At 52.0% G+C, this 13,322-nt stretch carries 10 protein-coding genes and 1 riboswitch; of the genes, 7 read left to right on the forward strand and 3 right to left on the reverse strand.

Annotated features, from left to right (window positions below):
* Window positions 1-25: 25 nt before the first annotated feature.
* Window positions 26-1,849, reverse strand: a complete 1,824-nt coding sequence (locus LDO05_RS01620) for an APC family permease (RefSeq protein WP_251377154.1) — start codon at window positions 1,847-1,849, stop codon at window positions 26-28.
* A 125-nt stretch (window positions 1,850-1,974) separates the two neighbouring features.
* Window positions 1,975-2,121, reverse strand: a riboswitch (cyclic di-AMP (ydaO/yuaA leader).
* 313 nt (window positions 2,122-2,434) lie between these two features.
* The gene (locus LDO05_RS01625) at window positions 2,435-3,562 is read right to left on the reverse strand and encodes a hypothetical protein (protein WP_251377155.1); all 1,128 of its coding nucleotides are present in this window, start codon (window positions 3,560-3,562) and stop codon (window positions 2,435-2,437) included.
* A 139-nt stretch (window positions 3,563-3,701) separates the two neighbouring features.
* Here LDO05_RS01625 and LDO05_RS01630 point away from each other — a divergent pair, with 139 nt between their 5' ends.
* Both LDO05_RS01630 and rnhA read left to right on the forward strand, forming a co-directional pair.
* A complete protein-coding gene (locus tag LDO05_RS01630; RefSeq protein WP_251377156.1) occupies window positions 3,702-3,938 on the forward strand; it encodes a DUF6953 family protein in 237 nt (78 codons plus the stop codon).
* A gap of 52 nt (window positions 3,939-3,990) precedes the next feature.
* A complete protein-coding gene (gene rnhA / locus LDO05_RS01635; RefSeq protein WP_251377157.1) occupies window positions 3,991-4,680 on the forward strand; it encodes a ribonuclease H in 690 nt (229 codons plus the stop codon).
* Window positions 4,681-4,801: 121 nt separating this feature from the next.
* On the opposite strand, the gene LDO05_RS01640 is transcribed toward rnhA, so the two are convergent.
* On the reverse strand, window positions 4,802-6,304 hold the full coding sequence (locus LDO05_RS01640; RefSeq protein WP_251377158.1) for an alpha/beta hydrolase family protein: 1,503 nt from the start codon (window positions 6,302-6,304) through the stop codon (window positions 4,802-4,804).
* 258 nt (window positions 6,305-6,562) lie between these two features.
* Between LDO05_RS01640 and LDO05_RS01645 the strand changes: the two genes are divergently transcribed.
* The 5 genes from LDO05_RS01645 to LDO05_RS01665 all read left to right on the forward strand — a co-directional run bounded on the left by LDO05_RS01645 (window position 6,563) and on the right by LDO05_RS01665 (window position 13,231).
* Window positions 6,563-9,973, forward strand: a complete 3,411-nt coding sequence (locus LDO05_RS01645; protein WP_251377159.1) for a copper amine oxidase N-terminal domain-containing protein — start codon at window positions 6,563-6,565, stop codon at window positions 9,971-9,973.
* A 66-nt stretch (window positions 9,974-10,039) separates the two neighbouring features.
* Window positions 10,040-10,234 carry a hypothetical protein gene (locus LDO05_RS01650; protein WP_251377160.1) on the forward strand — a complete coding sequence of 65 codons (195 nt, stop codon included), beginning with the start codon at window positions 10,040-10,042 and terminating at the stop codon, window positions 10,232-10,234.
* A 36-nt stretch (window positions 10,235-10,270) separates the two neighbouring features.
* Window positions 10,271-10,777, forward strand: a complete 507-nt coding sequence (locus tag LDO05_RS01655; RefSeq protein WP_251377161.1) for a hypothetical protein — start codon at window positions 10,271-10,273, stop codon at window positions 10,775-10,777.
* Between the two features lie 240 nt (window positions 10,778-11,017).
* Window positions 11,018-11,689 carry a stalk domain-containing protein gene (locus LDO05_RS01660; protein WP_251377162.1) on the forward strand — a complete coding sequence of 224 codons (672 nt, stop codon included), beginning with the start codon at window positions 11,018-11,020 and terminating at the stop codon, window positions 11,687-11,689.
* 216 nt (window positions 11,690-11,905) lie between these two features.
* Window positions 11,906-13,231 carry a sugar ABC transporter substrate-binding protein gene (locus tag LDO05_RS01665; protein WP_251378572.1) on the forward strand — a complete coding sequence of 442 codons (1,326 nt, stop codon included), beginning with the start codon at window positions 11,906-11,908 and terminating at the stop codon, window positions 13,229-13,231.
* Window positions 13,232-13,322 lie beyond the last annotated feature (91 nt).

Here is a 13,322-nt window from a genome sequence, read left to right on the forward strand (position 1 = left end):
GTGGGACTTCCCCTTTTGATTTATTTTATTTAGTTAGATGGTAAGGCACAGTCGTAACAATGACTTTTCTCCGGTACAGCAGCTTGGTACGAATGACTAGTCCTGACTGGTTATGAAGGATGTTGTGCCAGCCCTTCTTGGGAATGAACTGGGGAATCACCACGGTGACCTGATAGTTCGACTCGCTTGCCTTGCGCTGCACGGTATCCACAAACTTGAGCAGAGGCTGAATAATACTGCGGTAAGGTGAGTACAAGGTGACCAGTCTGACATCAGGCTGCCACTTCATCCATTTGGCTTCGAACTCATGCTCAGCCTGCTTCTCAAAAGGCACATATACGGCAATGACCTGATGCGGATTAAGCGATTTGGCATAGTTGAGTGAATTCTCCACCACATGAGTGATCCCGGCAACCGGAACGATGATCACATTGCCTTCAATCGGCATGGAGGGCTCACAGGTTGTAAGTCTGAGCTGGTCTCCGACCGCCTCATAATGCTTCCTGATCCGGTAGAAAATATAGATAATAAGCGGCAGGAAGATCAATACAGGCCATACCTGCGCGAATTTGGTTAAGAAGAACATGATCGTAACAATCAGGCTGATCAAGGCGCCGACGCTGTTAATGATCAGCTTCGTTACCCAACCGCTTGGCTTCTCCCGGACCCACTTGAAGATCATGCCGGTCTGGGACAGGGTGAACGGAATGAACACGCCCACGGCATACAGCGGAATCAGGTGCTCCGTCTGTCCTTTGAACAACAGAATTAACAGAATCGAGCAGACCCCGAGAATAATAATCCCGTTAGAGTATCCCAGCCGGTCTCCCCGGACGGTGAACATTCTTGGAATGAACTTATCCTTGGCCAGATTGACAGCGAGCAGCGGGAACGCGGAATACCCGGTGTTGGCGGCAAGAATCAGGATGAGAGCCGTCGTTCCTTGAATGAAGTAATACATGAAGTTCCGTCCAAAGGTATGTTCCGCAATCTGCGAGACCACGGTGACCTCTGTTCTTGGCGAAACTCCGTAGTAATACGCCAGAAATACGATGCCGGAGAACAGTATGGCCAGCAGTGCCCCCATGGCCATTAATGTCTTGGAGGCATTGGTAGGGGCCGGGTCTTTGAAATTGGGAATTGCATTGGATATAGCTTCCACACCCGTTAGTGCCGAGCTTCCCGAAGCAAAGGCCTTCAGAAGCAGGAACAGGCTGATCCCCGCTATAGGCGTGCCTACCGGCGTATGGAGCTCTGGGGATACATGCCCTGTCAGCGTGTTGTAGATGCCTACAGCGATAAGAATGAACAGAGCCAGAACGAACAAATACACCGGATAGGCAAGGATGGAAGCGGACTCTGTTACCCCTCTCAAGTTCAAAGTCGTAATGCACAGTACAAATACGATTGCAATGGGCACTGTATAAGGATGCAGGCTCGGAAAGGCCGAAGTTATGGCATCCGTACCAGCTGATACGCTCACCGCAACCGTAAGGATATAATCGACTAACAGGGAGCCGCCGGCCACCAGGCCGTAATTCACACCCAGATTCTCCTTGGATACGACGTATGCTCCGCCGCCATGCGGGTATGCGTAAATAATTTGACGATAAGATAAAATCAGTGCCGCAAGCAATACCAGCACACCCGCCGCAATCGGGATGGAATACCAGAAGGCCGCCGCGGACAGGGTAACGAGCACAATCAGAATTTGTTCGGGACCATAGGCTACGGATGATAAAGCATCGGACGAAAGGATAGCCAGGGCCTTGGTTTTGTTCAGCTTTTGTTCACCCAGTTCATTTGACTTGAGTGGACGTCCAATAAGGAATCTTTTGAGAGCGGACAATCGTTTCACCACCATTTAAGTGAATAAATTCAACAACCATCAATTGCGCGTACGAAGTATAAAATGCCCACTGACTTAAGCTCCAATACTGTGGACACGAGAAATTTCACTTACCTGGCCTCCACCTTCCTTCTCAAATAACGCTTACGGAGTTAGCTGTCGGATTCGGGCCCTTGAGTAGCCCTACCTTATTAGGATTCACCCCTGGATTGCTGCGGCAATCCGCTTGAACGGTTCCCCCGTACTTATACAAGTTTCAGCGGTATGGAATTTGAAACCGATGCTTATGATACTCCCCTGTTTTATTCTTGTAAACAACTTTTCATCCCTATCAAACGGGGCGCCGGGACAGGAAATTGCCGACGAATCAAGGGAAGCGATTACATTTGTTGGTAGACAAGGAGGCTTGTCCCTTGTGTTCATTTTTATCATAAATAAGCGGCGAGCCCCCTTCGGACTTCCGGAGGAGGCTCACCGCTTCAAGTTAGATTAGTTCCTTATCTTAATAATGCTCTGCTGTATCGCATCGGCATCCCTGCACCGCATACCGGAGCGGCATGGCTGAACTAATTGGCAGTGGCCTTCTTACTGCTGCTCCTTCTCCTTGTCACCGCCGAGTTGAATGCCCAGATGGCCGCTGTGGCCTGCCAGGTTCCCCCCAATATCAAAGCCTACGCCTTTGCCGCCGCCTAGATGAGCGTCGCTGTGAAAGCCTACGCCATGCTTGCCGCCTACCTTGCCGCCCACGTCATAGCCGACACCCTTGCCGATGCCAAGGTGTCCGCCGGCATGTGCGCCAATCCCGTGCTTGCCGCCCACATTGGCACCGGCATCAAAGGCAAGGCCTTGCTTCAGGCTTAAGTCTGCACCGGCATGAGCGCCGAGGCCGTAGGTGCTTCCGCCCAGATGCCCCGCAGCTGACGCGCCAACTCCCTGCAGACCGAGGTGGCCCTCGCCCTGAAGATCGAGTCCGTGGCTCCCGCCAATGTTGGCTCCCGTATCTACCTTAAGTCCTTGCGCGCCGCCGAGGCTGGCATCGGCATGGACGCCTACGCCGTAACCGCTGCCGCCCAAGTGCCCGCTGGCCTTAAGGCCCGCTCCCTTGCCGCCGCCTAGATGACCGGCGGTCTGTAGACCAACCCCGTGTTCGCCGCCGAGGCTCCCAGCCGCATCGAAGCCGAGCCCCTGCCCGCCGCCTACGTGGGCATCCGCATGGGCATCCAGCCCGTATTTACCGCCATACTGGGCTTTGGACTTCAGGTTCAGCTCGATATCTCTGGGGTTATTCTCCGGGTCTACAGTTCGGCCCTGGTGGTGTCCCCCGCCTTGGTGGTGTCCCCCGCCTTGATGATGTCCCCCGCCTTGATGGTGTCCGCCGCCCTGATGGTGTCCGCCGCCCTGATGGTGTCCGCCACCTTGGTGGTGTCCGAACCCGCTTCCTTGGTGATATCCCGGAAATCCCCCGCCTGGGAAGTAACCCGGATAGCCGAAATAAGGGGGAAACGAAGGATAAGGATAAGAATACGGATACGGATAAGCATAGGAGTAAGGATAAGGATAAGGATAAGGATATAGATAAGGATTAGGGTAGGAGTATGGGTAGGGGGATGAGGATGAGGATGGGTAGACGGAACGGACATTCGGATATCTATTAGGGGAACATGGCGGATACGTCACCTGGGTATTCAGGTTGGCACTCACATCTCTTGTCATTCAGAAGCCCTCCAATAATATTGATGATATAGCCTATTCACAAATGAGCAGGAATGACACCCGCTGAGGAATTGAATGATAACCTTAAATCGGATACGATGCTGTATAGGACTAGATCAGTTAAGGAGCTGGAAAGCGAATGGAAGTCTCAGAGCAGCAGGTTGCAGAGTGGATGGTTCAGGAGATCAGACACAGGGGCATCCTGCATCAGGAGGAAGCGACCCAATATATCCGGAGTTATTTCGGAGAACAATATGTATTTATAAATGAGAACCGCAATGTCTCGCTGTCCAAGGAAGTGAAGAAGGCGTTCCGCAAGCTGCATGGCGGCCGGGTAGCCTGGGATCGGGACGGGTTCTTCTGGGCATGGACCTAAGGGTCACAGGACCGCAGGAAGATTGCATAATTAAGGAGAGAGAATAGAAGCTATGGCGAGTCAGAAATATTATGTGGTATGGGAAGGCACAACTCCCGGGGTCTACGCAACGTGGGCGGAGTGTAAAGCTCAGGTCGATGCTTACAAGGATGCCAAGTACAAATCCTATCCTTCCAAGGCCGAGGCCGAGAAGGCTTACCAGGAAGGCTGGAAGAAGCACTGGGGCAAGTCAGCTTCGTCCGCGGGAGGCGGCCCAAGCGGGGGCAGGCAGAAGACTGCGAGCTCAGGCGCCTCGAAAGGGAAGGGCTCGGCAGCTGGAGCCTCCTCCAAGGACCAGATTGATTATGACAGCATCTCCGTGGATGTGGGCACAAAGGGCAATCCCGGGCCGATCGAATACCGGGGAGTGAGCACGCGGACAGGAGAAGTGATCTTTGAGCGGGGGCCAATCCCCAACGGAACGAACAACCTGGGCGAGTTTCTTGCGATTGTCCATTCGCTGGCCTACTTGAAGCAGAAGGGCAGCAAGATGACAGTGTACAGCGACTCAAGAACCGCGCTCAAATGGGTCCGCGAGAAGCAGGTCGCGACGACACTTGCGCGCAATGAGTCCACCCGCGAGGTCTGGGATCTGGTTGACCGCGCGGTGGCCTGGCTGAGATCGAACAGCTATGATAACAAGCTGCTCAAGTGGGAGACTCAGGAGTGGGGCGAGATCAAGGCGGATTACGGGCGCAAGTAAGGCCGGGGTGGCGTGGCGTGGCTTTTTAGGCATAGGCAAGCTAATCTTCAAGCAGAGGTGTACGAAAGGCACCTGTCTATTTGAAGGGGAGCCTGCCCTAATCGCCAGCCTGTTCCGCTGCCTATAGCAGCGGGGTTGCGAATTTCACCTCCGGATAACGGTGATCCGGCCCTTTCATTAGGATTCCCCCTTGGTTCTTCAAATACATATCGAAGAAATCCAGCATATAGGCATGAATAATAGAGTTGGCTCTTCCGGGGGCAATTTCCCCTGTAATGCCCAGCAATTTGAATACCGGAGATACGAACTGTACATCGGTAAAATTAAGATGCTCCGTATCATCGAGATAGAGGACTTGGCCCCCTTCATCAGCTGTCCCGCGCATCCGTTCCAGCTCCAGCCTTTTATCTTCTGTGACTTGATCCTCCCATTCTCTTGTTGAGCCCATACGCTTAAGCTCCGCATCCGTGTAGTCGCGATTATCCAACACCCTTTTTAATCGATCGAAATAGCTGTCCGAGGTAATGAACAAAAACGGCTTTCGCAGAGCCTCTCTGTCACGCAGACGATACAGCCCTCCATCAAGGTCTATTCCAGCCGTGATTCGCGGATCGTAAGCAGCGTCATAGGCCGCCGCTCCGCCAATGGAATGACCGAACACCCCGATATGACGGAGATCCATCCTGCCTTGGAGAAGACTTGGGATATTCCCCGATTGAATGAGCTCGAATTGATCCAGCACAAATGACACATCGTCAGTCAAGACTTGTCCCAGCTTATCCCGGTTATCCCTTCCCGTCCGGTAATCATCGCCGGGGGAGAACAGCTCATCAGTTGTGTTGGTCGTGATCCGACCGTCCGGGAACTCGGTGGCAAATGTATTGTAGGTGTGGTCGATAACGGCCACGATATATCCATGACTCGCGAGATATTCGGCTTGCGAGGTATGGAGGAACCTGGAGGAACCATTGCCGGGATTCCCAAGGATTAGCGGGTATGAGGTCTGTGCCGAAGAGACTGCGGCCTCCGAATAAGCATGACTGGATACGTACTTCAGGTGCTGGAAAGTAAACCCGGGAAGGCCATAGGCCGAAGCCATATCACGTAAGATGCGGGTATCTGGTATAAAGGGAGCGTGCCTGCCTGTGCCAGCTTGAGCTGGATACCATACTTGAACCATCAGTTCCCTTTTACCTTGTCTAGACTCGCCGAAGGTCTCTTTCCTATTGGGATCCACGAAATGGAAAGCCTGCGTGCCTACCTTAAATTTGCCTGTCGGTTCGGGTAATTTGAATACAGGAAAGGCATACATGAGACCCGCCGTTACGACCAGCATGACCGCTATAGCAGCATAAGCTGAACCCAGAAGGAATCGCGGGGCTTTTGCTGGTCCAGTTCTTCTAATACAGCTATAACCTGCAACGGCTGCACTAACGATTGTCATGGCATACGGGAAAAACAGCTGAATTCGGTACCCTTCCACCGCCCAGTGAATCACTAGTACCAGTAGGGCGAGCCCGCTCGCCATGAATACCGGAATTCTACTTTGTCCTCTTTTTAATAGGACGGTCAGTGCTAACAAGCCGGTGTTTGCCAAAATAAGCAGAAGTTCAAACAGCCTCATCCTGATTCTCCTTTTTAGACATCACTTTTTGATATGATCCCATCTTATTCCCTCAGGTTTGGCCCAAGCTATCGATTTGCCTTTCATCTACCTTACAATTTTGTAATTTGACTAGGAAATAATTTACTGTTATCTGCATAATTATTCTATAATTGATAGAGTGGCAAATAAATTTCCCTATAGAGGAAACTTTTAACAACGGCCTGCGTCCAATATAAGCGAACAAGCAACTATAGGCTTTGATAGAGGAGGATACATATGAAAAGGGTCGTTTCTCTGCTTACGACTATGGCTTTAATTACTTCATTATCTTGGCAGACTCAGGCTAGCGGGGCTTCACCCATCCGTATCTATATGAACGGAATCAAATTAGCCGTAGATCAGGCGCCGATTGAGCAGCAGGGGCGCGTTCTGCTTCCGCTCCGGGCTATCTTCGAAGCACTGGATGCCACTGTAGTCTGGAACGCCAAGACGGGCGTGATTACAGCCAAGAAAGAGGGCACCACGGTTACCCTTAAGGTGGGCTCGAAATCAGCAACTATTAACAATCAGAAGGTAACCTTGGATGTGCCTGCCCAGGAGATAAAGGGCCGTACACTGGTACCGGTAAGGTTCGTAAGCACGGCGCTGGGAGCCAATGTGGATTGGAAAGCATCTGCACGCAGTGTGTACGTGAAGTCGGATCATACAACCGATCCGGGACAGTCCGGGTTAAGTCCAGTGGCGTATGTCACTCCAAGGATTATAAGTCAGTACGGGGATGGCCGGGATCTGAATGTCAGCTTCTCCAAATCAGCGAATGAGTCCCAGGTGAATCAATATCGCGTGCTTATAGTCAAATCAAGCAAATCAGGCGGGTTTGGCGAGACTGCGGCGAGGCAGGTATCCTCAGCGAACTATACAGCCGTAGGGCTTCAAGGGTCAGATCGCTCAGTGAATCTATCCTCCCAGGCCCGGGATACGGACGGGGAGCTGCTTCGCTCCGGTCTTTCCTATAACGTGTATGTCCTAACGGTCGGCAGCAATGGACACAGTGTTCTCTCCGGAGCATCCTCGGCTGTAACCTTGGGATCGGGCAGCGCCGCAACGTCTGTTAAGGGTACGGACATTGCCGATTACGGAGATGGAAGAGACTTGTCCGTCAGCTTCACCAAAGCACAGAGTGAATCCAATATTGCGAATTACCGGATTTTTGCCGTGAAGACCAAGGACGCGGGCAGCTTCAATCTGTCCTCGGCCAGCAGCGTGGCAGCATCGAACTATACTACCGTGAGTAAGACGGGGGCTTCGACTCTCAGCGCTGTACTGGGCTCCTCGGCCAGAGACACATCGGGTGAGTATCTCAGGAACGGAGTCTCTTATACCCTTTATGTCATGTCGGTCAGCAGCAACCTGAGTACCGCCTCCCATCAGTTATCTGCAGGATCGCCGGCGATTACGTTGAACAGCGGGACGGTTACGGCTCCGTATATTACGGCTGTAAGCGACATCAGTGACTACAGCGATGGACGCGACGTGAGAATCAGCTTCAACAAGGTCTCCGACGAATCCCGTATTAGCGGATACCGGGTATTTGCGGTCAGGGAGCAGAACGCCTCCAGCTTCACCCTGTCCTCTGCCAAGGCTTTATCCAGCAGCTACTACACTACCATTAACAAAAGCGGATACAATATCAGCCAGCAGCTGAATTCCAATTCCAGAGATGTGAATGGCTCTCTTCTTACGAACGGGGTAGCCTACCGTTTCTTCGTTATGGCTGTAGGCACAGGAAGCTACTCGGGTACGGATACTCTGTCCTCGATGTCTTCCTCTCTCACCTTGTGGAATAACACCAATGTGAACGCCGTTACGGGGTTAAGTGTTAGTGATGTGTCGGATTACAATGACGGGCGTGACCTGAGGGTGTCCTTTGCCCGGGCGGGCAGCGAGTCCAATATCAGCCACTACCGCATCTTTGTCGTCAGAAGCAATGTTGCAGGGAGCTTTAATCTGTCTGCGGCAAATAACTTGTCCAGCAGCTATTACACGTATGTAAGCAAGACGGGCTTCAATATTAATCAGGTACTGCCTAGTGAGGCTAGAGACACGGACGGGTACCCGATTCGTAACGGGATTAGCTACCGCGTCTTTGTCCTTTCTGTTGGAACCAGCGGTTATGCGGGCAGCAACGCTTTATCCAGCTATTCTTCCGCCATTATTCTGAATGACAATCTGAATGTCAGTCCCGTCACAGGTGTCAGTGCGGCGGATGTGAATAACAACAATAACGGCACCGATTTAAGGATTAACTTTAACAGAATCAGTGATGAATCTACGATTTCGCATTACCGTGTATTTGTCGTGAACAATGCTTCCGCCGGCAGCTTCAACCTGTCTAGTGCTCTGACCAGCAGCTACTACACGCAGGTGAACAAGACAGGGTCCAATCTGAGTCAGATTCTGGCTGCCGGAACCAGGGATACGAACGGCAATCTGATTCAAAATGGAACAGCTTACCGGGTATTTGTACTCTCGGTGGGAGGAGGCTACTACGCCGGCAGTAACGCGCTGTCTTCCGCTTCACCTGTAATTACGCTGGCCAACACGAGCAGTGTAGGAGCAGTGACGGACGTTACCGCCGTAGACACCAAGGATTACGGGGATGCTCGTGATCTAAAGGTAACCTTTAGCAAAGCACCGGATGAGACGGCACTTACGGAATATCGTATCTTTGTGGTCAAGAGCGAGTATGCCGGGAACTTTACGAAGACGGAGGCGAACTCGAATACCAATTACACCTCTGTAGGCAAGACAGGAGCCGCAATAACCAAGAGCCTTGCCTCGGGAGCCAAAGACACAGACGGGAACACGATTCGCAGCGGCATCAGCTACAGAGTGTTCGTCCTGTCTGTTGGCAATGGAACCAGCGCGCTCTCTGCCAGCTCCCAGCCTGTGACACTCACGGTTAACACCAAGGTTGAACCGGCAGCCAACGTCACGGCTGCCGTGTATAAGGACGGAGCGGGGAAGGCCACGGGGGTTGGGGTAACCTTCAATCTCTCGGCAACCCCTTCGAATGTCAAGGAATACAGAGTTTTTGTAGTCCCTTCAGGTTCGGGAACGTTTGATTTGGCGGCTGCCAATGACAACCCGAACTTTACGAAGAACGTCAGCGGGCAGCTCACGATCCCGATCACATCGAAGGATACATCCACCAATCCCATTTCTGCAGGGAAATATAAGGTGTATGTTCTGACAGTGTCCTCACTCCCGGAGGTACCTAATGTACTGTCTGCTCCATCGGCCGAAATAACTGTCGGGGAGCCGCCTTCTGTGGAGCCTCCTGCCGCGGAGCCGGTGTCTGTTAAGCCCGTCACCGGCGTTACGGCCAGCCTGGATCCATCCAAGCCCAAGCAGATTGCTGTCACCTACACAGAGCCGACCGACACCCATATTGCATCGTATACAGTGGCTTTGGTGCCTGAAGGGGAGACCAACGTGACGGCAGCTAACGTAGCGGCAAAGTCAGCCGCAAGCCAGAACGTGAGCAAGGAAGCCGCTGCTGTACTGGATGCGGCCGCGGCCCCTGCAGGAACCTACAAAGTGTATGTTCTGTCCAAGGCTAATGGAACAACCGCTACAGTAGACGCCCTGTCGGCGCCTTCCACCAGCATATCAATCGGACAGTAATCCAATCCGAGGCTGCCATGGCATTCGTGCCGGGCAGCCTCTTTTTGATACTTATATTCTTTGCGGATGTACCACCACTCTCCCACCCCGCACCTGAGTGAGGATCATGCCATTCTCGTGACCGATTCCATGCGTATGCCCAATCTGGAATTCCGCTGGGCGGTCAACACAGGTGTCTGCAGTACCCAGAAACTGGACTTTGGTCTAGGAAGAATCTTCCCTCAAGATGGAGGTTACAGAATTCCATTCGTGTTATCCTGATAACAGATCATAATGGTTAGAGGGGTGCTACATAACATGAATACCAAATCGATTTTCGGACCTGTCTTTATTCTGCTGGGAACGTACTTATTTCTGAATAAGACGGGTTCAATGGGGCCGGGGACTATTTTTGAATATTTCTGGCCTACGCTGTTCGTCATTCCGCTGGGCCTCTTGATGCACTGGCTGTACTTCTCCATGACGGAACGCAGAGGCGTAGGCCTGCTCGTTCCGGGAGGAATCCTGTTCACGGCGGGACTGGTATGCCAGCTGGCTACACTGTTCGACAGCTGGGGTACGATGTGGCCGGGCTTCATTCTAGCCCCCGCGGTGGGTCTGTTCGAGCTCTACTGGTTCGGCAGCCGTAATAAATGGCTGCTCATTCCGATCAACATCCTCACCGTGATCTCGCTTCTGTTCTTCGCCGTATTCTCCATTGGTTCTATGCTGAGCCACATGGTGCTGGGTCAGCCGCTGATGGCTTTTGTGCTGATTCTTGCCGGGGCCGTTCTGATGTTGTCTCCGAAGAAGAAGGAATTTTAATCAAGCTGATAACGCCCGGGGTTCTCGCTGAGACCCGGGCGTTATCTTTTGCGGAGGAAGGCGGTCCGGGCTTGTCGATCTTGCTTAGCAAATGGAAGGACTGACAGCGAAATATCTAGGGAGTTGGGATTAATTAGCCTGTACCCTTGCTTCTATTGGACTATACCCATGCAGCACCGAATCAGGTATGCTAAATGCAAATTGCCAAAATTGGCATATTTCCTCAAAAGGAGTGTTCTCATGAAGAAGAAGTGGATTGCAACCGGTGCCGCTGCTATTTTGCTGCTAAGTACCTCTGCCGGTGTATATGCGGGCGCGAATCTACAGCAGATTAAGGCTTTTCTCGATCCATCCATCAAGTTCCAGGTGAATGGGAGGCCGTTCCAGCCTCAGAATGACAAAGGGGCAGCTTTGGCACCCATTACGTACAATGGAAGTACATACCTTCCGGTTCGTGCCATTTCTAACGCTCTGGGCGTAGCGATTGATTATAGCGGCAAGACGAATACGATCTTTCTGGGCGAGAAGCTGGAAGGCGTTCCGATCGCCGACAGTGCTGGCGGAGACTTCCGGACTAAAGATCCCCAGTTAACCACCTATAACGGCAAGGATTATAAATATGTGTTCTTCAACAACTCATCAGGCAGACGTTCCAGTGGATTCATGCTCTATCCAAAAGGAAAGTACCAGAAGCTGTATTTCCAAACCGCGGCAGTCGGCAAGGATATTGAGGAGTTCTTTATAAGTGACAGCGATACAGATACGAAGCTGAAGATTGATAAAATTAATGTAGCCGATGGAATGAAGACCTATGAGATCGATATCAGCGGCGTTGAAGCCCTATATGTACACGCAAAACTACAAGAAGGCGGGAACTGGTTCGTTCCACTGACGACCTCCTACTATAAGTAAGCAGTACGCTTACTATGACCAAGCAGTAGACCAGACAAGCTGAAGCCAGGATTTATGGGCATCGGCTTGTCTTTGTTAAAGTGGAAATTCTATAAAAAACAAACCTTGAATCATAAAATTTCCAACTTGATGTAAGCGCTATTATGCATGATAATTAAGTTATCTTTCTACACATTACAGGGGGCGGGACTGGTGTGGGAGCCGTTAAGAAGAACAATGTCCATTCTTATGGCTGGTGCGCTGATACTCAGCTTGGCCGCATGTGGAGGCGGAGCTGAATCCAACCCTGACATAGATCATAACCCTCCATTCCCAGGCGGAGACAGGCCAAGCGACAAGAAGGTCACTATCACTCTACAGAATATTTATCCTGACCCGACGACCCCAACTTATAAAACGGTGCACGCGCTCGCAGCCGAATACGAGAAGGCGAATCCGAACGTTCATATCGAGCTGGATACCCTGAACACGGACCAGCAGAAGATGAAGCTGAAGACACAGGCAGCCTCCAAGGAGATTCCGGACATCACGATTGTGAACCCGTCTGCGCAGATGAAGCCGTTCGTGGATGCCGGATTGCTGGCCCCGCTGAACGATGTATTGAACAAGAATGGGCTCAGAGACACCTACCATCCCGGCCTCCTGGACAACTACAGCTTCGATGGCAGTGTGTATGCGCTGCCGGACGGTTACAACATTGAGGTTGTATTCTATAACAAAGACCTGTTCAAGCAAGCAGGCATCGATAAGGTTCCTGCCACATTCGAGGAGCTGCTGGCCGCTGTGAAAGCATTGAGGGCAGCAGGAATTACACCGATTGCGATCGGAGAAAAGGATTCCTGGACGGGCTCCTTCCTGTTCATGAATATCCTGCTTCGCACAAATGAGGGTCCAGGCTTCCTGAAGGATGTGCTGGACGGTAAGCGGGAGTTCGATGATCCTGCTTTTATCGAGGCGGTAGACCGGTTCCAGGAGCTCGTCCAAGCCCGCGCCTTCCCTGACGGGGCAACCTCCATTGATGCCAATGCGAGCGGCAAAATCTTCAAATCCGGCAAGGCTGCGATGTGGGTGATCGGAACATGGGAGACAGGGGCGGTCGACGCCTCTTCTGTAGCCGGTCGGGTAGGGGCATTCCCTTTTCCCACGATTGGCGGTAAAGGAGATCACCATGAATTCATGCTCGCCCCAGGCAGTGGCTTCGCCGTTGCCGCGAACAGTCAGCATCTGAAGGAGACCAAGGAATTCCTGGGCTACTTCGCGCTTAATCTGCCTAAGAAGCAATTTGAGTATAAGAACGCGGTGGGTCTTGGACAGATCATAGACGGTGACCTGAAATCCGCAGGTTACTCTGATCTGGCGATTGAAGTAGCTGCCCTGTTCAGCAGCATCAAGGGCGGCGACTTGTCTTTTGACAACACCATGAATCCTGCGACCGCACAAGTCCATCTCAGCAGTATCCAGAATCTGTTCGTTCAGAGGGCAGATTCCAGGCAGGTGGCGCGGCAGCATCAGGTTGCATTCGAAGCGCATAACGAGAAGTAGAGATGGTTCGGAAGCAGGTGAAGGTTGCACCAGAATTGCCGGGTTCACTATCCGGGCGCTATGATTGAAGCAAGAAGAACAGCAGATCAAG

This window comes from Paenibacillus sp. YPG26 (assembly GCF_023704175.1).
Taxonomy (GTDB): domain Bacteria; phylum Bacillota; class Bacilli; order Paenibacillales; family Paenibacillaceae; genus Fontibacillus.

Excerpts from the sequence above, each read along its gene's own strand:
- LDO05_RS01665 (WP_251378572.1), top strand. The coding sequence starts at position 11,906 with ATGTCCATTCTTATGGCTGGTGCGCTGATACTCAGCTTGGCCGCATGT.
- LDO05_RS01630 (WP_251377156.1), top strand. The coding sequence starts at position 3,702 with ATGGAAGTCTCAGAGCAGCAGGTTGCAGAGTGGATGGTTCAGGAGATC.
- LDO05_RS01650 (WP_251377160.1), top strand. The coding sequence starts at position 10,040 with ATGTACCACCACTCTCCCACCCCGCACCTGAGTGAGGATCATGCCATT.
- rnhA (WP_251377157.1), top strand. The coding sequence starts at position 3,991 with ATGGCGAGTCAGAAATATTATGTGGTATGGGAAGGCACAACTCCCGGG.
- LDO05_RS01625 (WP_251377155.1), bottom strand. The coding sequence starts at position 3,562 with ATGACAAGAGATGTGAGTGCCAACCTGAATACCCAGGTGACGTATCCG.
- LDO05_RS01645 (WP_251377159.1), top strand. The coding sequence starts at position 6,563 with ATGAAAAGGGTCGTTTCTCTGCTTACGACTATGGCTTTAATTACTTCA.
- LDO05_RS01640 (WP_251377158.1), bottom strand. The coding sequence starts at position 6,304 with ATGAGGCTGTTTGAACTTCTGCTTATTTTGGCAAACACCGGCTTGTTA.
- LDO05_RS01660 (WP_251377162.1), top strand. The coding sequence starts at position 11,018 with ATGAAGAAGAAGTGGATTGCAACCGGTGCCGCTGCTATTTTGCTGCTA.
- LDO05_RS01655 (WP_251377161.1), top strand. The coding sequence starts at position 10,271 with ATGAATACCAAATCGATTTTCGGACCTGTCTTTATTCTGCTGGGAACG.